Genomic DNA, 18,074 nt, shown 5'->3' with positions numbered 1-18,074 from the left:
CGCTAAACCGCCACCCGCGCCCGCAGCATGGCCTTCGCCAGCAGCAGGCTCCCGCTTGCCCGGTTGCGCGCATCGGTGTCGTCCTCGATCACCCGCTCGCCGCGCTTGGTCCGGCTGCGCGCAACGGCATCGTTCACCGCCTCGCGGTGCCGGCACCGCGCCGCTTGCACCATCGCCGCCTGGGTCTGGCAGTCGATCCGCGCCAGGTCCTCGGCGCTCAGCCGGGTGACCGGCATCGCCTCGGGCAGGATCGGGTCGAGCCAGGCCAGCTCGCGCAGCTTGGCGGCATAGGCCGGATCGCGCTCCGCCAGGGCCTCGGCCTTGTTGACCCGGTATATCACCGTCCCGTGGTCGGTCCCGCCCAGCATCCTGCCGAGCGACGGAAAGCTGCGCTGCTTGCCCGAGCGCGGCAGGCGAAAGCGCAGCAGCCAGCTGGCCATGCACCGCGCCTGCACCACCCGCTTGCGCCGGCCCTTGCCCCTCAGCTCCGCCTCGGGCAGCGAAAAGGCGATGCTCACCGCCTGCAGCACGGCATCGGCGTCCGCTCGCGGCAGGCCGCTGCGCGGGGGAAGGATGTCCTCGCCCATCAGTGCCGCCGAAACGCGATGGACCGCTCGCTGTGCCAGCACAGCGCGCAGGTCGCGCAGCAATCGGTCGCGCCGGTCTGGGCCGGGCACAGCACCGCATCCGGATCGATGTCGCCGGGATCGATGACCCGCGCGGCGTGCAGTTCATGCGGTGCGCCGGAAAAGCGGATCGCCGCCCGCGCCCAGCCATGGTCCAGCGCCAGGCGCGCCACCGCTCGCCCGATCGGCGATGCGGGATCCTGCGCGGTGAACCCGAACAGGTGCAGCGCGGGCAGGCTGGCCAGCATCCGGTTCCAGAAACCGGCGTATTCGGCGCTGTAGAAATCGCCCAGCACGTGAAGCCGGACCAGGAAGCCCGCCGGGTGCTTGCGCGCCAGCGCGAACAGTTCGTCTTCCAGCGCGGCGATCAACTCGGGACCGTGGGCAATCCGCTCGGCCGCCTGCATGTTGTTGCCATAACAGGCGCCCCACTGGGCACAGCTGCGCGGGCACGATGCCCGCTCTTCCAGCGTCAGGGTGAAGATCGGCCAGCCCCGGCGCGGGCCCTTGCGCACGTCCCTGCCGATCTTGCGGCTCTGGTGCCCGTCTTTCAGCACCCGGCGCACTTCGGACGGGGCGAACACCCGGCTCGGGAAGATCGTGTTCCCGGCGCGGAACGACTGGTTGAGCGGCCCGATCACCATGCCCCGCCCGTGCGGCATGGCCGTGGCGAAGCGGCGCAGACTGGTGTCGTGCTTCATGCCGCCACCTTCACGCCGCAGAACCGGCTCTTACAGGCGGAAGCCTCGGCGCAGGTCACCATGATCTCGCACTGGTCGCACCAGCGCTTGCCGGCGAACTGCGCCGGCGGCGCGCCATCGCCGCTGGCCCTGGCCCAGGCCGATCGCATCACCTTCTCGCCCGCACTGGCAAACTTCAGCAAGGGATCGTCGGCCCGCGCCTGCATCACGTCGCTGCGCCACTGCTCTTGCGATCGCAGCGCCAGCATCGTCTGGAAGCGTTCGTTCCGCTCTGCCGAAAAGGTTCCGAAGCGCGCGATTTCGTCGGCACAGACCGCCGCGATCCCGCCGAAGATCGTGCCGGCATACCGCAGGATCTGCGAACCGAAGGCTTGAGCCAAAGTGTGAAGCGCGACCGTCGTCGCCTTGCGGCCGTGGCGTCGCCACGATGCTTCGATGCCGCCAATGTTCGTGATCTGCCGCGCCGACCAGCTATCCGGGTTCGTCGTCTTGGCGATCGACAGCCCCGCCTCAACCAGCGCCTCGCTGATCTGGATGGCTTCCCGGTCGCCGCTCGCCACGGCCGCCTTGAAAATGTCCAGCTTGCCCAGCGGGCGCCGCTGCTGGTTCAGGTGGACAAAGCTCGCCGCCTCGTCCGCCGCGCTGGCGTATTGCACGACCACCGCCGGCAGCTGGCTGATGTCGCCGCGCAGCCGGGCGGCGGCCAGACGATGCTGCCCGTCGATCACGAACAGGTCGCCGGCCTCGCGCCGCGCCACCACCAAGGGCTGGCACAGGTCCCAGTTCCAGTGCTGGGCGATCTTGCGCACCAGCGCCTGGCTGGACGATGTGTCCAGGCTGCGCTGGTATTCGGCATCGATCTGCAGTTGCTGCGGCAACAGGTATTGCAGCGCCGGCAGGTTGCCCAGCGGCGGATTGAACTTCAACCGATCGGTCGCGGCACGCACCATGCTCAGTCCTCCCTTTCGCTGTCGCCGCGGTGCAGCCCGGCCGCCAGGTCGCCGATCAGCACGTCGATGGCCTGCCGGGTGATCACGGCCCGCTCGCGGTCCTCGGGCGCCGCCGAACTGTTCTCGGCCACGGTCAGCGCGGTGGCGCGCTTGCGCTGCAGATAGGCGACCGTGTCGCGCGCCTCGGCCACCATTCCGGCGGCGAACGAGCCGACGCCCGGCGCGGCGGGCAGAACCCCCTCGCCGCTCATCGCGCCGTTTCCACGCTGGCGGTGCGCAGGCCCGAACTGGCGATCTCGATCACCCGCGGGCCGAACCGTGCCGGCTCGATCAGGCGGATCTCTCCCTCTGCCTCGAGCCGCTGAACCAGGTACCGCGCGCGCCATGGGGTCGGCAGGTCCAGAGCTTCTGCGATCGCCTCATTGGTCGGGCATTCCGTGCCCCGCCTGGCGCAGTCCGCCAAAAGGCCGAGGACGCGATTCTGGTCCTCGCGCTTGTCGCGACCGGCCTTCCCGGTCGCGGAGATTCCGTTCCGGCGGAAAGGCCCCGGCTCGGTTCGGTACACCCGGAACAGCCAGCGATCGCTTTGCCCCGGCTCGCGCCCGTGCGCGCAGGTTGCCCGCTTCTCGGCGATCCACGTATCGACCAGCGCGCGCGTCGCGTTGCGCGCTGTGCCCAGGCTCGATGGCCCTGTGGCCCACACCAGCGAGGCCCCCGGCGCCAGGCGCTCGAACGCAGCCGCCAGCTGCGCCGGATCGGCAAACTGGGGCAGTGTTCCGCTCACCACCGGTTCGCCCACGGCCAGAACAGCAGGCTGCGCAGCACGGCGCGCGGGCGCGGCATCGGTTCGTCGTTGATTGCGGCGTCAAGCCAGTCGAGCGCGGCCCACACCGCGCCGAACGCCAGCCACCCGGCGGCGATCACGCCCAGCAGAACAAGCCCCACCCCCCAGTCCAGCATCAGTGCGCGCTCCCCGTCCGGGTGATGCCCGGGCGCGCTTCGGCCGCCGGGTTCGCCAGCACCGCCCGCATGCGGACCAGCGCCGCCATCGCCTCATCAATCTGCACCACCACGCCGTCGGCTTCGCGGGCCTTGATTTCGCCGTCCCGCGTCGCCTCGCACAGCGCGCGGGCCACATCGCCGAACTCGGCACTGGCCTCGACCATCGCGCGGGTCAGCGCGTCCTCGCCCGCGCCGCAATCGGGCAGGCGGATCGCCACGTGCCCCAGCTCGGCGGCCAGCGCGGTCAGGATCGCCGGGGTCAGCCCGCGCGCCACCGCCACTTCGTCCAGCGCCAGCGCGCAATCCAGCGGCGGGAAGGCGCGGTGGTTCAGGTTGTGCCAGTCCCCCGCGACCGATCGGCCACGCTCGGCCGTGGCGGCTGCGCCGTCCACCCCGCCGCAGGCGTCCACCGCCGCGCGCACCTGGCGCTTGATCCGGGCCAGCGCGGGGCTCACGCCACCACCTGACCGGACATGCCGTCCGCCTGTCCGGTTGTCGCCGCCCCATCGGCCGGGCTAACACCGACAACATGCACGAACGACGCAACCGCATCGGGCACGGCGCCCTCGGGCCAGTTGGCTGGCTCGCCCAGGAACCGGGCGAAGCGTTCCAGCGTGGCCGCGGTCGGATTGGCCGTCCCTTCCTCGCACCGAACGAAGAACTTCCCGTCGTTGACCACGATCGTGGCAAGCCGGGACAGCGATCTGTCGTTCGCCTCGGCCCACGCCTTGGCGCAGGTCATCAGGCGGTCGATCAATGGAATTGCTTCTAGCATCACCCGCCCTGCATACGGGATATGTCCCGCATTCGTCAACGGGGTATATACCGCTAACCGAATTGCGGGATTTGCGGGATAATCCCCGCGTGCCCACCGAACGCGAAATATTGGCCGAAAGAGTACGGCAAAGGCTGGATCTGCTCGGCCGTTCACCCCGCGACGCGTCGATCGCGGCTAGTGGAAAACCCGACCTGATCCGCGACATCTTCCGCGAACGCCGCATGCCGACCGCGCCGGTCATGCTCGAACTCGCCCGCGAGCTCGAGACTACGACCGACTGGCTGCTCGGCCGAAGCGAGACGCCCGATCAGCCCGTCAGCGAGGCGACCGTGCGAGACAAGCCCCCCGAATGGCGCGGCACGAACGATAAGGACGGGATTCCCGTGCTCGGCACCGGCTATTGCGATGACCTGGCCATTGAGGGGCAGGATGGCGCGCTCCACATCGAACGGATCCAGCTCGAACTCGACCACACCGTGCGGATGATCCACCGCCCCGCCGCGCTATGGGCCGCGCGCGAAGCCTATGCGATCGACCTGCACGGCGATTCGATGGAACCCGCGCTCGAACAGGGCTCGGTCCGCATCGTCGATCCGCGCCGGCCGCCGGCCCACGGCGATTATGTCGTCGCCCAGCTGAATGATGGCAACGGCGGCCGTGACGTGGTTACCGTGCTGGTCAAGAAGCTGGTCCGCGCGACCTCGACCGTGGTCGAACTGCAGCAGTTCAACCCGCCGATCACCTTCCGCATCCCGCGCAGCCAGGTCGCCCGCCTGCACCGCATCGTCACCTACGAGGAACTGGTCGGACGCTAGGCTTCAGAACGACCCGGCGCTGGTCAGCACCAGCTTGCGCTTGCCGTCGCGCCAGCCATAGGCCGCCACATGCTTGCCTTCTGGCACGACATGCTGGCCAAACGCGCTGCAGGTCACAAGGCTCAGCACCGCCTCCTTCTGCCGGTACGGCAACTCGGCCCACAGGTATTCGTCGACGTCGATCCGGGTCGGAGACGGGCGGTCGCGTACCGTGCCCGCCTTGGTCAGCTCAGCAAGCCAATCGTCGCAGGCCTTTGCCAGCTCCGCCTTGTGGCGCACGACCGCGGCGGCCTGAACCGCTGCGCTTTTAGCAGCAGCCTTGGCCGCCGCCTCAGCCTTGACATCTTCCGGTGTGGAAATGGGCTGCGTCGCGCGCTTCGTATCGGCAAAAAGGGCCACCACCACTAGCAAAGCAAACCCGGCCAGAAACCAGACCACCATGTCCTGCCGGGACAGCCAGGCTTTCAGGTCGCGCAGCGCGGCGCTCGCCTCGGCGGTACGCCCTTCAGGCGGATCAGCCATCGTCTCTTACCTTTCGATACATGGCGCCCCCCTTGGTCCGGCTACTGGCCAGCCTTCTTCGCCACTTCGCGCCGGTAGATCGCCCCCGCGTTGGTCTCGACTTTGGGCTTGCTGATGCCCACGATCTTCTCGGCAAACAGGTTGATCACGCCGAGTTCATAGGCGCCCCAGATCAGCGCCAGCAGCACCAGTCCAAGCAATGGCTTGGCGAACTCGTTCCCGGATGTTCGCGCACGGCGGCGACGGGCCATTGATCAGGATCCCCGCTCAATCCCGGCAGGTCACGCACTTCACCCGGCTATTGCCCGTCGGCGCCGCGATCGGCTCCGCCGCCGGGGCCAGCGCCGGTGCCGGCAACGGGGCGGGAGTCGATGCCACCCCAGCGGCAGGCTGGATCCGCGCCGTGCAGCCCTTTTGCGCCTTCAGCGCCAGCAGCTGGGTCATCCGCTCGGTCGCCGTCCGCTCGGCCGCGTTCTTCTCGTTCGCGTTGCCGATCCCCCAGTCGCCCAGGAAGCCCATCACCGACGCGCCGTTGAACCGCGCCCCGTCCGCAACCTGCTGGCGGAACGCCTCGATCTTGGCGATTTCGATCTCGATCGCATTGCAATCGTAATACTGCCCCTCCGCCGCGGTCAGCGGCTGCAGCCGCCCGTACCGCTTGGTGGCACACCCGCCGGTGGCGAGCGACAGGGCAATCAAGGACACGACTAAGGTCTTCCCACGCATGGGCCAATCTCCAGAGTTGTCGGGATTGCGACCGGTGTTCTTCCCCAGTCCGGCCAAGCTGCCAACATATCAGGCACTTGGCAACGGCCTTCTCCCGGTCCGGACCGACGATTTGCACCGTTTTGGCGCAACCGACCGGCGTCCCGCACGGGCCGCGCGGGTTTTGCCCCGCATAGCGCCTTGACAAAGGGATATATCCCGCATTACCCATTGGCGTCGAAAGGAGCCTTCCATGCTCAAGACCGCCGCCACCTTCCCCTTTCCCGGATCCGCCGCCTTCCTGCGCGGCCCAACCGGCACGGAACCCCAGCCCTGCCGCATCCTCCAGCGCCGCGCCGATGGGCAGGTGACCATCGCGATCGACGAACGCTTCAAGACCGCCAGCAGCACGCGGACCGTTACGGCGGCCGATCTCTGCGCCACCGCCAACGAAGCCTCCGCGCCGGTCAAGCGCCGCCGGAAAGCCGCCTGATGCCTTTCGGCCGCGCCAAGCCCCGCCCCACGCTCTACCAGTTGCAAGGCCAGTGGGACGATGCCCGCGCCCGCGAACGCGTCGTCGCCTTCCGCACCGACCTGCGCCGCACCCGCGAACCGGTCCTGCTTCCCCCCATCCTGATAGCCGCCGCGCTGTGCCTGACCGCCTTCGCCGTGATGACCCCAAACTGAGGCGCGCCATGCTCGATCGCCTGCGCACCTTCCTGCCCCGCATCACGGTCGATCAGATGGCCATGGTCACCGCGGTGTTCTTCGCCAGCGCGATCGCGGCCGTCGCGCTCGCCTGGGCCTTTCACCTGTTCAACCGCCGCCGCGCCCGGCGGGTCGCCGGGGCGGCGGACGCGGATCACCGCGCCGCCGCCCCAACCTGTTCGCGCGAGGGACGCAGCTGATGGACCTTGCCGCCATCGCCGCCGACGAACTCGCCCGCCGCCGCGCCCGCTGCAGCGCGGCCGTGCGCCGCAACCCGGCCGAGCGCGAGGCCGCGGAACGCCACGTCCGCCTGTGGGCCGGCATTGCCGCCTGGTTCGGCGCACTGCTGCCCGAGGATCTGCGCCCCTACGAAGGCTGGCAGCTGTGGACCGACCACGCCCCGCGCGAGGCCAGCGCCGCCCAGTGGCGCACCCTGCTCGCCGCCGAACTGCGCGGCGCCGCCCAGGCCGCCACCCGCCGCGCCGAGCGCGAGCCCAGCGCCGAAGCCCTCACCCGCGCCCGCCACCTGCTGGCGCTCGACCACCCCCTGTCCCTCGCCGCCGGCCTCGGCCCGATGCGCTGGGACCAAGAGGAAAGCATCGCGGCATGATCGACCTCTCCCTCGGCACCGACGCGCGCGAAGTCGTGCTCGCCCTCGCCACCCAGCGCGACGACCATCGCCCCTACGTCCGCACCATCGCCGCCGACTGCGACCTGCCGGTCGAACAGGTCCGCCGCATCCTGTTCCAGCTCGGCGAACACGGCCTCGCCACCTTCGGCCCGGTGTTCGATTCCGACGACGGCACCCCCAAGGGCAGCACCTGGTGGCTCACCGAAGCCGGCACCGCCGTGCGCGACACCATCGAACAGGGGAAAGCGGCGTGACCGGCCCGCGCGTCCTTGTTGCCTGCGAGTATTCGGGCATCGTTCGACGCGCCTTTACCGATCGCGGGTTCGATGCCTGGTCGTGCGATCTGCTACCGGCCGAGGATCGCAGCAACCGCCACATCACGGGCGACGTGCGCACTGTACTGCACGATGGCTGGGATCTGCTGATCGTCGCCCACCCACCCTGCACGCGCCTGACCAATTCCGGCGTCCGCTGGCTCCACACCCCGCCGCCCGGCCGCACCCGCGCCGATCTGTGGCGCGAACTGGATGAAGGTGCCGCGCTGTTCTCGGCCCTGTGGAACGCCCCGGTCGACCGCGTCTGCGCCGAGAACCCGATCATGCACCGGCACGCGCGCGAGCGCATTGCCGGCTATGCCCTGCCGCAGATCGTCCAGCCCTGGTGGTTCGGCGATCCGCAGTTCAAGGCCACCGGACTGCACCTGCGCGGCCTGCCGCCGCTGGCGCCGACCAACCGGCTCACCCCGCCTGCAACCGGCACGGCCGAACATCGCCAGTGGAGCCGCGTGCACCGCATGCCGCCCGGCCCGGACCGCGCCAAGGAACGCAGCCGCTTCTTCCCCGGCATCGCCGCCGCCATGGCCGATCAGTGGGGAGCACTTCTGCTGGAAGGGCTTGCCGCATGACACGCGCTCTGTGGAAACCCTGGCACGGCCTCGAAGCGTTGTACCTCGGCGAAATCATCGTCGGGCGCGTATCGATCAACCGCAACGGGAAGGGCGACGCGGCAAGCTGGATTTTCAATCTAGCCGGGGCAACAGCCCACTGGACCACCGCCCGGACCGTTGAACAGGCGCGCGAGGCTGTCGAAGCCAAGCTGCACGACTGGCTTGATAAGGCCGGCTTCGCGTGACCGCCCCCCAGCTTCTGACCGAAGCCGAAGCCGCGTCCCGCCTGCGCCTGTGCCCGCGCACCCTGCGCAAGGCGCGGCAGGACGGCGAGTTGTCTTGGGTCCAGTTCGGGCGCAAGGTGCTCTATTCCGAAACCGATCTTGCCGCCTTCATCGAGAAAGCCCGCCAATGCCCCTCTACCAGCGCCAAGGGTCGCCCTTCTGGTGGTACTCGTTCACCTGGGGCGGTGTTCGATTTCGAGGAAGCACGGGCACGGAAAAGGAACGTGACGCCCGCCTGATCGAGGCTGAGGCGCTTGCCGCCGCCAAGGAAAAGCGCACCTACAAGGACGCCTGGCGGCTGCGCGACGCGTTCGGCGCCTACTGGGACGAACATGCCAAGCACCAGCGCAGCGCCGACTTCGTCTTTCACAAACTCGAGCAATTGAGCCGCCTGCTCGGCAAGGACACGCCGATCACCGACCTGACCAACGCCAAGCTGCTCGATTACCGGGCCAGGCGCCGCGGCGAGGGGCTGGCCGCCAACACCGTCAACCGCGATCTGGCGATCCTCAAGGCCGCGCTCAACCACGCCCGCCAGATGCACGGCAAGCCGGTCGCCGAACTGGCGTGGAAGCGCCTGCGCGCAGACGAGCCGCCGCACCGCATCCGCTTCCTCAGCCACAAGGAATACGCCGCGCTGCTCGCCGCCTGCGACGCCGATCTGCACCGCGCGGTGACCTTCGCCGTCGCCACCGGCCTCAGGAAGGCCAACGTGGTCGGCCTGACCTGGAACCAGGTCGACCTCGCCCGCGGCGCGATCGTCGTGCCGGTCAAGGGCGGCAAGCTCCACACCGTCAGGATGACCCCTCAGCTGCGCGCGATGCTCGGCCGCACCCGCGTGCGCAAAGGCCGGGTGTTCGACACCACCAACTTCCGCAAGCGCTGGGAAAAGGCGGTCAAGGACGCCGGCCTCGACGACTTCCGCTTCCACGACCTGCGCCACACCTTCGCCAGCTGGGCCAGGATGGCCGGCGCCGACATCGCCGACATCTGCGACGCGCTTGGCCACAGCAGCACGGCCGTCACGATGCGCTACGCCCACATCGAACCGACCCAGCACATCAGCGCCTTCGACCGCGTCGCCGCCGGGGTCTGGTCACAATCTGGGGCACACGATGCACCTAAAGCCTTGAGAACAAAGCAAACGCGCAAAGCTTAGAAGTCTCGCGCTCTATCCAGCTGAGCTACGGGCGCGCGCCGCGCGCTCCATAGGGCGGGATTGCGCGGCGCGCAAATGCGGCTAGCGTGGCGCGCGATGACCCAGCACCTCGATACGCTAGACGGCCAGGCCGGCGCCCGCCGCCATTTCCGTTATTTCGACTATGTCATGGCCGCCTTCGTGGCGATCCTGCTGCTATCGAACCTGATCGGTGCCGCAAAACTGGCCACGCTGGGCGGATGGACCTTTGGCGCGGGAATCATGTTCTTCCCGATCAGCTACGTCATCGGCGACGTGCTGACCGAGGTTTATGGCTATGCCAACGCGCGCCGCTGCGTCTGGGCGGGATTTGCCGCGCTGCTGTTCATGGCCTTCATGAGCTGGGTGGTGGTCGCCCTGCCCCCGGCCGCTGGCTGGGACGGACAAGGCGCTTATGAAAGCGTCTTTGGCAGCACCTGGCGGATCGTCGCGGCTTCGGTCATCGCGTTCTGGGCGGGCGAGTTCGTCAACAGCTTCGTTCTGGCCAAGATGAAGATCCTGACCGCGGGCAAGCAGCTGTGGACGCGCACGATCGGCTCGACCTTGTTCGGCCAGGCCGTGGACAGCCTGATCTTCTATCCGATCGCGTTTCTGGGGATCTGGAGCACCGGCCAGGTCCTGACCGTAATGGTCACCAACTGGCTTCTGAAGGTGCTGTGGGAAGCGCTGCTGACGCCGGTGACCTATGCGGTGGTCGGCTGGCTCAAGCGCCGCGAGGGGGTCGACGTATTCGACCGTGGCACCGATTTTTCGCCCTTTGCCAAGGCGAAGTAGGCGGCTTGGGCCCCGCACCACATCGGGATGCGGGGCCTCACCGGCGATGGTCAATCGGCGATGAGGCCGATTGCGATGTAGATCAGCACCAGGCTGCCCATGCCAAGGATCGTGCCCAGCGCCCAGGCCACGCGGACCAGGGTGACGTCGATCCCGAAGTAGTCGGCGATGCCCGAGCACACGCCCATCAGCTTGGCCTGGCTGCGGCCGAGGCGGAAGCCGCGGCGTTCGGGCAGGATCGGGCTGCTCTTGTCGAGGCTGCTCATGCGACGGCACCGATATAGGCGGCGGTCTGCTGCGGAGCAGCTTCGGTGGCAACGGTGCCGCTGATCAGCAGGAAGGACAGGGCGAAGGCCGACACGGCAGCGGTAAGCCGGCTGGTCAGGTTGGTGTTCTGCGTCATTTCTAGATCTCCTTGTTCAAAGTTCCCAGCGCTTGCAGCGCATGCCACAAACATTGCAGGGACCGTGCCAATTGCAGAAAATGCCAGAAATCTGCCAATTCTTCCCCGAACACGGATTCTTGCCACAGGATGAATGCGCACAAGTGGTAATTTTTCCCAACTATCGGCAAACGCCTTTCGCGTGACCTTGGGCAAGCAGCGCACTATCGCCGCTATCATGGTGCTTGACCGGATTTCCTTGACCCGCTTTCGCAACCACCGCGGCACACGGTTGGAAGATACGGCGAAATTCAACCTGCTGGTGGGCGAGAATGGCGCGGGCAAGACCAATGTGCTCGAGGCGCTGTCGCTACTTGCCCCCGGCCGGGGCATTCGCCGCGCGGCTCTTGCCGACATGGCCGGCCAGCACGGCGACGGCAGCTTCGCGATCAGCGCCGCGCTGGATCAGACGGTGCAGCTCGGCACCGGAATTCGGGCCGAACGACCGGGCCGCCGGATCGTCCAGGCCAACGGGGCCGAGATCGCCGCAGTGCAGCTTGGCGAATGGCTCAGCATCGGCTGGCTGACGCCGGCGATGGACCGCCTGTTCGCCGACGGAGCAGGTGCCCGGCGCCGCTTCCTCGACCGGCTCGTCGTGGCACTCGAGCCGCGCCACGCCCGCCAGGCGACGCGGCTCGACACGGCCTTGCGCGAACGCAACCGCCTGCTGGCCGATGCGGCCGAGCCGGACCCCCGCTGGCTCGACGCGATCGAAGCGCAACTGGCTGAAGCCGGCTCTGCCGTGGCCCAGGCGCGCGCGCGGGTGGTGGATCGGCTGGGCGCCACCCTTGTAACTCTGCCCGATGCACCCTTCGCCCGGCCCGAGCTCTGCTATCAACCGGGCGGGCCGCTTCAACCCGAAGATCTTGCACGCGCCCTGGCCGAAGGCCGCCGCCGCGACCGCGCTGCCCAACGCTCTCTGACCGGGCCGCACCGCGACGACCTTGTCGTGACGATGGCCGGCAAGGATCAGCGCGCCGCCGACTGTTCGACTGGCGAGCAGAAGGCCATGCTGATCGCCATCACACTGGCTCACGCGGGTCTGCTGGGCGGCGAACGTCCGTCGCTCCTGCTGCTCGACGAAGTAGCCGCCCATCTCGATCCCCAGCGCCGCGAGGCTCTGTTCGACCGCTTGCGCCGGGGCAGCGCGCAGGTCTGGCTGACCGGAACCGAACTGGCGCCCTTCTCGGACATCGCGGGTGAAGCCGCCGTGTGGCAAGTGGCCGGGGGATCGGCCGTACGCACGCCATAGCGCTCTTCAAGCGCCCACTGCCGTCCATCGCGCAGCGGCGGCGATGCGAAATAGTGCTAGATGGCCAGCCCGAAGCCGATCACCCCCCGCGTCACATGCACCGTCGCAGCCTGGGCGCGGGCCACGTCGGCCGTACCGCCCAGCAGCCGTTCGTGGACCACGCCGACATAAGCGTCGGCCCGCTCGGACAGATTGAAACGCAGTCTGGTCGAGGCGTTGAGGTCGGTCAGCCCGCGGCCCAGCGCCTCTGGCGCAATGACCTGCGCCGACCAGTTCAGCGCCAGTCGCGGCTCAAACCGCCAACGCTCGGACAGATCGAATGAAGCGGTCAGCTTGCCGCTGCCGGTCAGGTCGCCGCGCTGCGACACGAAGACGTAGTGTTCTGCGTCAAGCCACGACGCTAGCGCGGCTTCGATTCCGGCTGAGGCGTGAACCAGGTCTTCGCCGCGGCGCAGGCCGAAGGCCAAAGTGGCGGCCTTGCTCACCTTCGGCATCCACAGGGCCTGCACCTGAACAAGGTCAAAGGCGGTGCGCGTCTCGCTGCCGCCGTCGATCTTCAGTCCGAAATGCGCAAGGCCGCTGCCGGCTTCGAGTGCCGATTCGATCAGCAGATGTTCCGGCCCGGGGCCGATATGCAGTTCGGCGACAGCAATTTCCGCGTTCACTTCAGCCACGGCGGGAAAGGCGCAAAGACAAACCGGCGCGATCATCAAAAGGGCAAGCACACGATCGAGCATTGCCCCATCATAGCGCCATTCATGCCGTTTTCCCGCCAATTCTGTCGTCGACGGCAGCGTTCGTCGAAACGGACCAGCGCCGTATCCCATTCGTTCAGCTTGCCCGCGATAGGAGCCGCCATCGCACTGGTTGCACAAGAAAATTGTCGACTGCCACAAGGCATGAAGGCAACAGGCGCGCCAACGCCCCTACCTTCGGACCCGGGCCGGAGCGCCAAAAGAGAACTGGAGAAACGATGCGCCGTCTGACCGTTACCCTTGCCGCCCTCGCCGCCCTTGGACTTGCCAGTCCGGTGATGGCTCAGCCCAGGCTTGTCGCCGCCTCGCCCGCTGCCCGGGCGACCGTGGCCAAGCCGACGCAGATCAAGCTGTCCTTTTCGGAGGCGCTCGCCGGCCCGCTGTCGGGCATCGAGCTGATCATGACCGGTATGCCGGGGATGGCCAATCACCCGCCGATGCCGATCCGGGGCTTCAAGACCGCCACCGCGGGCAAGGACCTCGTCGTCACGCTGCCTCGCGCGCTGCCGGCGGGCACCTACAGCCTCAAGTGGCACGCCGCCGGCGCCGACAAGCAGCGCGTGACCGGCGCCTACACCTTTACGGTGCGCTAGACTTCGCCGGCGCCGGCAGGGCCCTGGCGACCGCCTCGACCGTTTGGCCGACCATCAGGTCGATCCCTTCTGCGGTGGGGTGAATGCGGTCGGGCTGGATCAGGCCGGGCTTGCCCAGCAGCGGCTGCAGAAAGAACGGCACCAGCGCGGCGCCGTACTTCTTGGCCAGCGTCGGGAAGATCGGGTTGAACTTCGCCGCATAGTCGGGGCCCAGGTTCGGCGCGGCGATCATGCCCATCAGCACGACCGGCACCTTGCGCTCCTGCAATCTGGCCAGGATCGCTTCGAGATTCGAGCGGGTCTGTTCGGGCGGCAGGCCGCGCAGCATGTCGTTGCCGCCCAGGCTGATCAGGACCAGGGCGGGGGCGGCGGGATCGCTGTTCAGCGTGAAGTCCAGCCGTTGCAGCCCGTCTGCCGTGGTGTTGCCCGATACGCCCGCGTTCATGATCTTTGCATTGATCCCCCGGCCGCGCAGCGCGGTCTCCAGTCGCGCCGGATAGCTTTGCCCCGGATCGAGGCCGTAGCCGGCGAACAGGCTGTCCCCCAGCGCGATCACCCGAAGCTGCGCTCCCATCACTGGCGGCAGCGGCGGCTCGTCCGCACTGGCGGAGGCGGTCGGCGCGGCGACGGGCGCTTCCGATCCGCAGGCCGCCAGCGCGAGCGCGAGAGCCACGGGGGTTGTAACCACGCGGATCAGGTTCCATTTCATTCTGCAATTCCTTCTCGAGTTCATCCCTAGCTATGGCATCCCGCTGACGTGACAAGCCCCCAACCGGCGACAGAGCGCGCCATTGCTGCTACCGACCTCACCTTGACCCTGGGCCAGGACGGCAGTTCCGTCGAAATCCTTCGCGGGATAGACCTCGCCGTGCCGCAAGGGCAGACGCTGGCCCTGCTCGGCCCGTCAGGGTCGGGCAAAAGCTCGCTGATGGCAGTTCTTTCAGGCCTAGAGCGGGCAAGCGGCGGCACGCTGCACGTCGCCGGGGCCGACTTTGCGGCGCTTGACGAAGATGGCCTTGCCGCTGCGCGGCGCGGGCGCATCGGCATCGTGCTGCAGGCCTTCCACCTCCTCCCGACCATGACCGCGATCGAGAACGTCATGACCCCGCTCGAACTGGCCGGCACGCCCGATCCGCGCGCAAGGGCCGAAGCGGAGCTGGCGGCGGTCGGCCTCGGCCACCGGCTCGACCACTATCCGGCCCAGTTGTCCGGCGGCGAACAGCAGCGCGTGGCCATTGCCCGCGCGCTCGCCCCGCGCCCGCCGCTGGTCTTCGCCGACGAGCCGACGGGCAATCTCGACACCGCGACGGGCGAGGCGATCATGGATCTGCTCTTTGCCCGCCGCGCCGAAACCGGCGCGACGCTGGTGGTTATCACCCACGATACGGCGCTGGCCCAACGCTGCGAGCGGGTGGTGACCCTGGCCGACGGCCGCATCGCCAGCGACAGCCTGCCGGCGTGAGCGAACGCCTGTCCTGGAGCGCAGCATGGACCATTGCGCGGCGCGACCTGTCGGCCCGCTTCAAGGGCCTGCGGCTCCTGCTGGTCTGCCTGTTCCTGGGGGTCGGCGCACTGGCCGCGATCGGCACGCTGACCGGGGCGATCGAGCGCGAACTGGCCAGCCGGGGGCGGACTATCCTGGGCGGCGATATCGAGCTGTCGGTGTGGCAGCGCAGCCCCACCGCGGCCGAGCAGGCCGCCTTTGCCCGCGCCGGAACGGCCTCGACCGGGCTCAGGATGCAGGCGATGGCCACCGCCGGAGATCTCGCCGCGCCGGTCGAGCTCAAGGCGGTGGACGACAGATGGCCGCTCGTCGGCAGGTTGACCCTTACCGATGGCCGCAAGGTCGGCGCGCCGGCCCCGGGATCGGCGTGGATCGCCCCGGGAGCCGCGGAGCGGCTGGGGGTTGCGCCGGGCGGAACGATCAATGTCGGCGGCCGACCGCTGCGCGTTGCCGGGATCGTTGCCGACGAGCCGGACCGGTTGGGCGAAGGCTTTACTCTCGGCCCCGTGGTCATCACCGCTGCCGGCTTCCCGGCCGAATCGGGGTTGACGAGCCCCGGCGCGATGTATCGCAGCAAGACCCGCATCGCCCTTCCCGCGGCCGCCAATCCGGTCGAGGTCGGCGAAGCGATCAAGCGGCAGTTCCCCTCGGCTGGACTCGACCTCAGGACCCGCGACAAGGCGAGTCCGGGGGCCGAACGCTTCGTCACCCGGATGGGCGATTTCCTTGTATTGGTCGGCCTTGCCGCGCTGGTCATCGCCGGGATCGGCATCGGCGGCGGGGTTTCGTCCTATCTCGAAGCCCGGCGCGGCAGCATCGCGACCCTGAAGGTGCTCGGCGCGACCAGCGGCGACATCGCCCGGATCTACCTCATGCAGATCGGCGCGGCGGCGCTGGTCGGCAGCGCGGCGGGTCTGGTCGGTGGGGTGCTGGTCACCCCCTTGCTCGACGTGGCGCTCGGCAGCCTGCTGCCGGTGGCGCCCGGCTTCGTCCTCGATCCGCTCGCACTGGCCAAGGCGACGCTTTACGGCTTGCTGGTCGCCCTGATCTTTGCCGCCCCGCCGCTGCTGGCCGCGCGGCGCTTTCCGGCCATGGCGCTGATGCGCGCGCGGGTATCGCCGCTTGCCAGCCGGTGGCGCGACGCGGCGCTGCCGGTCGGCCTCGGCATGGCGGCAATTGCCGGGCTGGCGCTGGCCACCGCTTCGCAGAAGCTGGTGACGCTGTATTTCCTGGCCGGGTCGGTTGCCTTGCTCGGCCTGCTGGCGCTGCTCGGCTGGGCGATCCGCAGGACGGCGCGCCGCCTCCCCCGTCCCGAAAGGCCCTTGCTGCGGATTGCGCTTGCCAACCTGCACCGCCCCGGCGCGCAGACCGGCGCGCTGGTCACCGCGCTGGGCTTCGGGCTGTCCGCCTTCGTCACCCTGGCGGCGATCCAGACCAGCCTTGATGCCAATATCGCCGCGCGGGTGCCGCAGCGCGCGCCCGACTACTTCGTGCTCGACGTACCGCGCGACCGGGCCGACGCGTTCAAGGCGACCATCGCGGGCGAAGCCCCGCGCGCCGATGTGCGCATGGTCCCATCGCTGCGCGGCGCGATCCTCGCCTATGGCCCGGCCGACCGCATGACCCGCGTGGCCGACCTGCCGGCCATCCCTGACGAGGCCTGGCCGCTGCGCGGCGAACGCGGGCTGACCTATTCGGACACCGTGCCCGAGGGCAACACCGTCACCGCCGGCGCCTGGTGGCCGGTCGGTTACACCGGCGAGCCGCTGGTCTCCATCGACGAGGATCTGGCCACGGCGCTCGACCTCAAGATCGGGGACAAGCTGACCATTGGCCTGCTCGGCGTCGAACGCACCGCGCGTATTGCCTCGCTGCGTCGGATCGACTGGGATTCGATGGGCTTCAACTATGTGCTGGTGTTCAGCCCCAACGCCATCGCCGACGCGCCGCACAACCTGGCGGCGACGATCGACCTGCCGCAAGGCAGCGACCGGGGGCCCCTTCTGCGCGCTATGGTCCGCGCCTTTCCATCCAGTTCGGTGATCGAGATCGGCGGGGTATTGACCCAGGCGCGCGAACTGCTCAGCCAGGTCAGCCTGGCAATCCTTGCCGCTGCCTCGGTCGCGGTGCTCGCCGGGATCGCCGTGCTACTGGGCGCCATCGCCGCAGCGCGCGCCAGCCGGACCTACGATAACGTGATCCTGCGGGTACTCGGCGCGAGCCGGCAGCAGCTCCTGGCGCTGCAACTCGCGGAATACGGGCTGCTGGCGACGGTGCTGGCCGGCGTCGCACTGGCATTGGGTTCGGGGCTGGCCTGGCTGGTGGTGGTGCAGCTGTTCGAATTCGACTGGCTGCCATCCTGGCCGCACGTCCTGGCCGTTCTGGGCGCCGGCCTTGTGCTGGTGATCGGCTTTGCGCTGGCGGCTTCGCTTCCCTTGCTGAAAGCGAAGCCAGCGCGCGCCCTCAGGGAACTTTAGGCGAAGACCTCGGCGCTGGTGGGATCCTTGGGATCCGGGCCGAAGCGGTTGGGGCCGGGTGTTCCGGGCAGGAGCATCAGCACCAGAAAGCCCAGCGAGACGAGGATGTTGATCAGCGGGATCAGGCTGCCCACGATCACGCCCAGGTACCACCAGCCCGACATGTCGCGGTCGTGGAGGCGGCGGATCGTGACGGCGATGCTGGGAATGATGGTCGCCAACCCCCACAGCGCGATCAGGATGCCGAAAGCGCCCGAGAACAGAATGCCGTAGATCGCGAACGGATTGCTTTCATCGAGGGAGGCCATCTGGGCCATGCCCCCGGTCGATCCGAGCTGCACCATGGTCAGCACTATCCAGACGATGGTGTTGAGCAGCGCGAACATCCAGAATTCCATCCGGCGCGAACGCCCCTTGAAGTCGAAATAGCGCCGGAACGGCATGATCATCCAGTTCATGGTCTCACCCTCC

The 18,074-nt window shown here is 68.7% G+C and carries 31 protein-coding genes; 15 read left to right on the top strand and 16 right to left on the bottom strand.

Features of this window, described 5'->3' with window-relative positions; translation table 11 throughout:
- Window positions 1-2: 2 nt before the first annotated feature.
- The 8 genes from B0I00_RS09320 to B0I00_RS09285 are packed head-to-tail and all read right to left on the bottom strand — an operon-like array spanning window position 3 to window position 4,057.
- Window positions 3-587, bottom strand: a complete 585-nt coding sequence (locus B0I00_RS09320) for a helix-turn-helix domain-containing protein (RefSeq protein ID WP_100867087.1) — start codon at window positions 585-587, stop codon at window positions 3-5.
- On the bottom strand, window positions 587-1,327 hold the full coding sequence (locus B0I00_RS09315; RefSeq protein ID WP_100867086.1) for a hypothetical protein: 741 nt from the start codon (window positions 1,325-1,327) through the stop codon (window positions 587-589). The genes B0I00_RS09320 and B0I00_RS09315 overlap by 1 nt, the downstream gene beginning before the upstream one ends.
- Window positions 1,324-2,277 carry a DUF6551 family protein gene (locus tag B0I00_RS09310; RefSeq protein ID WP_100867085.1) on the bottom strand — a complete coding sequence of 318 codons (954 nt, stop codon included), beginning with the start codon at window positions 2,275-2,277 and terminating at the stop codon, window positions 1,324-1,326. The genes B0I00_RS09315 and B0I00_RS09310 overlap by 4 nt, the downstream gene beginning before the upstream one ends.
- A 2-nt stretch (window positions 2,278-2,279) precedes the next feature.
- Window positions 2,280-2,528, bottom strand: a complete 249-nt coding sequence (locus B0I00_RS09305; protein ID WP_100867084.1) for a hypothetical protein — start codon at window positions 2,526-2,528, stop codon at window positions 2,280-2,282.
- A complete protein-coding gene (locus B0I00_RS09300; RefSeq protein WP_157812516.1) occupies window positions 2,525-3,061 on the bottom strand; it encodes a hypothetical protein in 537 nt (178 codons plus the stop codon). Before B0I00_RS09300 ends, B0I00_RS09305 begins: the two co-directional genes overlap by 4 nt.
- A complete protein-coding gene (locus tag B0I00_RS09295) occupies window positions 3,058-3,237 on the bottom strand; it encodes a hypothetical protein (RefSeq protein ID WP_100867082.1) in 180 nt (59 codons plus the stop codon). The genes B0I00_RS09300 and B0I00_RS09295 overlap by 4 nt, the downstream gene beginning before the upstream one ends.
- Window positions 3,237-3,734, bottom strand: a complete 498-nt coding sequence (locus B0I00_RS09290; RefSeq protein WP_100867081.1) for a phage regulatory CII family protein — start codon at window positions 3,732-3,734, stop codon at window positions 3,237-3,239. Before B0I00_RS09290 ends, B0I00_RS09295 begins: the two co-directional genes overlap by 1 nt.
- Window positions 3,731-4,057 (bottom strand): hypothetical protein, encoded by a 327-nt coding sequence (locus B0I00_RS09285; RefSeq protein ID WP_198519187.1) that lies wholly within the window; start codon window positions 4,055-4,057, stop codon window positions 3,731-3,733. Before B0I00_RS09285 ends, B0I00_RS09290 begins: the two co-directional genes overlap by 4 nt.
- Before the next feature lie 86 nt (window positions 4,058-4,143).
- Between B0I00_RS09285 and B0I00_RS09280 the strand changes: the two genes are divergently transcribed.
- Window positions 4,144-4,872, top strand: coding sequence for a S24 family peptidase (locus B0I00_RS09280; RefSeq protein ID WP_157812514.1), 729 nt, complete (start codon window positions 4,144-4,146; stop codon window positions 4,870-4,872).
- A gap of 3 nt (window positions 4,873-4,875) precedes the next feature.
- Here B0I00_RS09280 and B0I00_RS09275 read toward each other — a convergent pair whose 3' ends face one another.
- Genes B0I00_RS09275 through B0I00_RS09265 form a run of 3 tightly spaced genes read right to left on the bottom strand, consistent with a single transcriptional unit; the run spans window position 4,876 to window position 6,099 of the window.
- The gene (locus B0I00_RS09275; RefSeq protein WP_100867078.1) at window positions 4,876-5,394 is read right to left on the bottom strand and encodes a hypothetical protein; all 519 of its coding nucleotides are present in this window, start codon (window positions 5,392-5,394) and stop codon (window positions 4,876-4,878) included.
- A 41-nt stretch (window positions 5,395-5,435) separates the two neighbouring features.
- Window positions 5,436-5,645: a hypothetical protein gene (locus B0I00_RS09270; protein WP_100867077.1), complete on the bottom strand. Its 210-nt coding sequence runs from the start codon at window positions 5,643-5,645 to the stop codon at window positions 5,436-5,438.
- 16 nt (window positions 5,646-5,661) lie between these two features.
- The gene (locus tag B0I00_RS09265; protein ID WP_198519186.1) at window positions 5,662-6,099 is read right to left on the bottom strand and encodes a hypothetical protein; all 438 of its coding nucleotides are present in this window, start codon (window positions 6,097-6,099) and stop codon (window positions 5,662-5,664) included.
- Between the two features lie 253 nt (window positions 6,100-6,352).
- Here B0I00_RS09265 and B0I00_RS09260 point away from each other — a divergent pair, with 253 nt between their 5' ends.
- The 10 genes from B0I00_RS09260 to B0I00_RS09215 all read left to right on the top strand — a co-directional run bounded on the left by B0I00_RS09260 (window position 6,353) and on the right by B0I00_RS09215 (window position 10,580).
- A complete protein-coding gene (locus B0I00_RS09260) occupies window positions 6,353-6,592 on the top strand; it encodes a hypothetical protein (protein WP_100867076.1) in 240 nt (79 codons plus the stop codon).
- On the top strand, window positions 6,592-6,786 hold the full coding sequence (locus tag B0I00_RS09255) for a hypothetical protein (RefSeq protein ID WP_100867075.1): 195 nt from the start codon (window positions 6,592-6,594) through the stop codon (window positions 6,784-6,786). Before B0I00_RS09260 ends, B0I00_RS09255 begins: the two co-directional genes overlap by 1 nt.
- Window positions 6,787-6,794: 8 nt before the next feature.
- On the top strand, window positions 6,795-7,007 hold the full coding sequence (locus B0I00_RS09250) for a hypothetical protein (protein WP_100867074.1): 213 nt from the start codon (window positions 6,795-6,797) through the stop codon (window positions 7,005-7,007).
- Window positions 7,007-7,417 (top strand): hypothetical protein, encoded by a 411-nt coding sequence (locus B0I00_RS17355; protein WP_100867073.1) that lies wholly within the window; start codon window positions 7,007-7,009, stop codon window positions 7,415-7,417. The genes B0I00_RS09250 and B0I00_RS17355 overlap by 1 nt, the downstream gene beginning before the upstream one ends.
- The gene (locus tag B0I00_RS09240; protein WP_100867072.1) at window positions 7,414-7,692 is read left to right on the top strand and encodes a hypothetical protein; all 279 of its coding nucleotides are present in this window, start codon (window positions 7,414-7,416) and stop codon (window positions 7,690-7,692) included. The genes B0I00_RS17355 and B0I00_RS09240 overlap by 4 nt, the downstream gene beginning before the upstream one ends.
- A complete protein-coding gene (locus tag B0I00_RS09235) occupies window positions 7,689-8,342 on the top strand; it encodes a hypothetical protein (protein WP_100867071.1) in 654 nt (217 codons plus the stop codon). The genes B0I00_RS09240 and B0I00_RS09235 overlap by 4 nt, the downstream gene beginning before the upstream one ends.
- Window positions 8,339-8,569, top strand: a complete 231-nt coding sequence (locus B0I00_RS09230; RefSeq protein ID WP_100867070.1) for a hypothetical protein — start codon at window positions 8,339-8,341, stop codon at window positions 8,567-8,569. Before B0I00_RS09235 ends, B0I00_RS09230 begins: the two co-directional genes overlap by 4 nt.
- Window positions 8,566-8,847 (top strand): helix-turn-helix domain-containing protein, encoded by a 282-nt coding sequence (locus B0I00_RS09225; protein WP_100867069.1) that lies wholly within the window; start codon window positions 8,566-8,568, stop codon window positions 8,845-8,847. Before B0I00_RS09230 ends, B0I00_RS09225 begins: the two co-directional genes overlap by 4 nt.
- Window positions 8,736-9,767: a tyrosine-type recombinase/integrase gene (locus tag B0I00_RS09220; RefSeq protein ID WP_100867068.1), complete on the top strand. Its 1,032-nt coding sequence runs from the start codon at window positions 8,736-8,738 to the stop codon at window positions 9,765-9,767. The genes B0I00_RS09225 and B0I00_RS09220 overlap by 112 nt, the downstream gene beginning before the upstream one ends.
- 96 nt (window positions 9,768-9,863) lie before the next feature.
- Entirely contained in the window at window positions 9,864-10,580 is a 717-nt protein-coding gene (locus B0I00_RS09215) for a queuosine precursor transporter (protein ID WP_100867067.1), read from the top strand.
- Between the two features lie 50 nt (window positions 10,581-10,630).
- Here the strand turns inward: B0I00_RS09215 and B0I00_RS09210 are convergent, their stop codons facing one another.
- Together B0I00_RS09210 and B0I00_RS17040 are read right to left on the bottom strand one after the other, a co-directional pair.
- Window positions 10,631-10,846, bottom strand: a complete 216-nt coding sequence (locus B0I00_RS09210) for a PspC domain-containing protein (protein ID WP_100867066.1) — start codon at window positions 10,844-10,846, stop codon at window positions 10,631-10,633.
- Complete coding sequence (locus tag B0I00_RS17040) at window positions 10,843-10,983, bottom strand: hypothetical protein (RefSeq protein WP_157812513.1); 141 nt, start codon at window positions 10,981-10,983, stop codon at window positions 10,843-10,845. The genes B0I00_RS09210 and B0I00_RS17040 overlap by 4 nt, the downstream gene beginning before the upstream one ends.
- A gap of 217 nt (window positions 10,984-11,200) precedes the next feature.
- On the opposite strand from B0I00_RS17040, the gene recF reads away from it, so the two are divergent.
- Window positions 11,201-12,274: a DNA replication/repair protein RecF gene (gene recF / locus B0I00_RS09205; RefSeq protein ID WP_100867181.1), complete on the top strand. Its 1,074-nt coding sequence runs from the start codon at window positions 11,201-11,203 to the stop codon at window positions 12,272-12,274.
- Between the two features lie 56 nt (window positions 12,275-12,330).
- Here recF and B0I00_RS09200 read toward each other — a convergent pair whose 3' ends face one another.
- Complete coding sequence (locus B0I00_RS09200; protein WP_198519185.1) at window positions 12,331-12,948, bottom strand: copper resistance protein B; 618 nt, start codon at window positions 12,946-12,948, stop codon at window positions 12,331-12,333.
- A gap of 299 nt (window positions 12,949-13,247) precedes the next feature.
- Between B0I00_RS09200 and B0I00_RS09195 the strand changes: the two genes are divergently transcribed.
- Window positions 13,248-13,622, top strand: coding sequence for a copper resistance protein CopC (locus tag B0I00_RS09195; RefSeq protein WP_100867064.1), 375 nt, complete (start codon window positions 13,248-13,250; stop codon window positions 13,620-13,622).
- Here the strand turns inward: B0I00_RS09195 and B0I00_RS09190 are convergent.
- Complete coding sequence (locus B0I00_RS09190) at window positions 13,609-14,331, bottom strand: arylesterase (protein WP_100867063.1); 723 nt, start codon at window positions 14,329-14,331, stop codon at window positions 13,609-13,611. The genes B0I00_RS09195 and B0I00_RS09190 overlap by 14 nt on opposite strands.
- A 48-nt stretch (window positions 14,332-14,379) precedes the next feature.
- On the opposite strand from B0I00_RS09190, the gene B0I00_RS09185 reads away from it, so the two are divergent.
- Window positions 14,380-15,084 carry an ABC transporter ATP-binding protein gene (locus tag B0I00_RS09185; RefSeq protein WP_100867062.1) on the top strand — a complete coding sequence of 235 codons (705 nt, stop codon included), beginning with the start codon at window positions 14,380-14,382 and terminating at the stop codon, window positions 15,082-15,084.
- Window positions 15,081-17,603, top strand: a complete 2,523-nt coding sequence (locus B0I00_RS09180; protein WP_100867061.1) for an ABC transporter permease — start codon at window positions 15,081-15,083, stop codon at window positions 17,601-17,603. The genes B0I00_RS09185 and B0I00_RS09180 overlap by 4 nt, the downstream gene beginning before the upstream one ends.
- Here the strand turns inward: B0I00_RS09180 and B0I00_RS09175 are convergent.
- Window positions 17,600-18,061 carry a DUF805 domain-containing protein gene (locus B0I00_RS09175; protein ID WP_100867060.1) on the bottom strand — a complete coding sequence of 154 codons (462 nt, stop codon included), beginning with the start codon at window positions 18,059-18,061 and terminating at the stop codon, window positions 17,600-17,602. The two genes, B0I00_RS09180 and B0I00_RS09175, sit on opposite strands and share 4 nt — an antisense overlap.
- Between the last annotated feature and the right edge of the window lie 13 nt (window positions 18,062-18,074).

This window comes from Novosphingobium kunmingense (assembly GCF_002813245.1).
Lineage (GTDB): Bacteria > Pseudomonadota > Alphaproteobacteria > Sphingomonadales > Sphingomonadaceae > Novosphingobium > Novosphingobium kunmingense.
Note: the sequence above shows the minus strand (reverse complement) of the source record. Positions and strands in the feature narration are given on the sequence as shown.

Excerpts from the sequence above, each read along its gene's own strand:
- B0I00_RS09320 (WP_100867087.1), bottom strand. The coding sequence starts at position 587 with ATGGGCGAGGACATCCTTCCCCCGCGCAGCGGCCTGCCGCGAGCGGAC.
- B0I00_RS09315 (WP_100867086.1), bottom strand. The coding sequence starts at position 1,327 with ATGAAGCACGACACCAGTCTGCGCCGCTTCGCCACGGCCATGCCGCAC.
- B0I00_RS09310 (WP_100867085.1), bottom strand. The coding sequence starts at position 2,277 with ATGGTGCGTGCCGCGACCGATCGGTTGAAGTTCAATCCGCCGCTGGGC.
- B0I00_RS09305 (WP_100867084.1), bottom strand. The coding sequence starts at position 2,528 with ATGAGCGGCGAGGGGGTTCTGCCCGCCGCGCCGGGCGTCGGCTCGTTC.
- B0I00_RS09295 (WP_100867082.1), bottom strand. The coding sequence starts at position 3,237 with ATGCTGGACTGGGGGGTGGGGCTTGTTCTGCTGGGCGTGATCGCCGCC.
- B0I00_RS09275 (WP_100867078.1), bottom strand. The coding sequence starts at position 5,394 with ATGGCTGATCCGCCTGAAGGGCGTACCGCCGAGGCGAGCGCCGCGCTG.
- B0I00_RS09270 (WP_100867077.1), bottom strand. The coding sequence starts at position 5,645 with ATGGCCCGTCGCCGCCGTGCGCGAACATCCGGGAACGAGTTCGCCAAG.
- B0I00_RS09260 (WP_100867076.1), top strand. The coding sequence starts at position 6,353 with ATGCTCAAGACCGCCGCCACCTTCCCCTTTCCCGGATCCGCCGCCTTC.
- B0I00_RS09255 (WP_100867075.1), top strand. The coding sequence starts at position 6,592 with ATGCCTTTCGGCCGCGCCAAGCCCCGCCCCACGCTCTACCAGTTGCAA.
- B0I00_RS09250 (WP_100867074.1), top strand. The coding sequence starts at position 6,795 with ATGCTCGATCGCCTGCGCACCTTCCTGCCCCGCATCACGGTCGATCAG.
- B0I00_RS17355 (WP_100867073.1), top strand. The coding sequence starts at position 7,007 with ATGGACCTTGCCGCCATCGCCGCCGACGAACTCGCCCGCCGCCGCGCC.
- B0I00_RS09240 (WP_100867072.1), top strand. The coding sequence starts at position 7,414 with ATGATCGACCTCTCCCTCGGCACCGACGCGCGCGAAGTCGTGCTCGCC.
- B0I00_RS09230 (WP_100867070.1), top strand. The coding sequence starts at position 8,339 with ATGACACGCGCTCTGTGGAAACCCTGGCACGGCCTCGAAGCGTTGTAC.
- B0I00_RS09220 (WP_100867068.1), top strand. The coding sequence starts at position 8,736 with ATGCCCCTCTACCAGCGCCAAGGGTCGCCCTTCTGGTGGTACTCGTTC.
- B0I00_RS09215 (WP_100867067.1), top strand. The coding sequence starts at position 9,864 with ATGACCCAGCACCTCGATACGCTAGACGGCCAGGCCGGCGCCCGCCGC.
- B0I00_RS09210 (WP_100867066.1), bottom strand. The coding sequence starts at position 10,846 with ATGAGCAGCCTCGACAAGAGCAGCCCGATCCTGCCCGAACGCCGCGGC.
- B0I00_RS17040 (WP_157812513.1), bottom strand. The coding sequence starts at position 10,983 with ATGACGCAGAACACCAACCTGACCAGCCGGCTTACCGCTGCCGTGTCG.
- recF (WP_100867181.1), top strand. The coding sequence starts at position 11,201 with ATGGTGCTTGACCGGATTTCCTTGACCCGCTTTCGCAACCACCGCGGC.
- B0I00_RS09195 (WP_100867064.1), top strand. The coding sequence starts at position 13,248 with ATGCGCCGTCTGACCGTTACCCTTGCCGCCCTCGCCGCCCTTGGACTT.
- B0I00_RS09190 (WP_100867063.1), bottom strand. The coding sequence starts at position 14,331 with ATGAAATGGAACCTGATCCGCGTGGTTACAACCCCCGTGGCTCTCGCG.
- B0I00_RS09175 (WP_100867060.1), bottom strand. The coding sequence starts at position 18,061 with ATGAACTGGATGATCATGCCGTTCCGGCGCTATTTCGACTTCAAGGGG.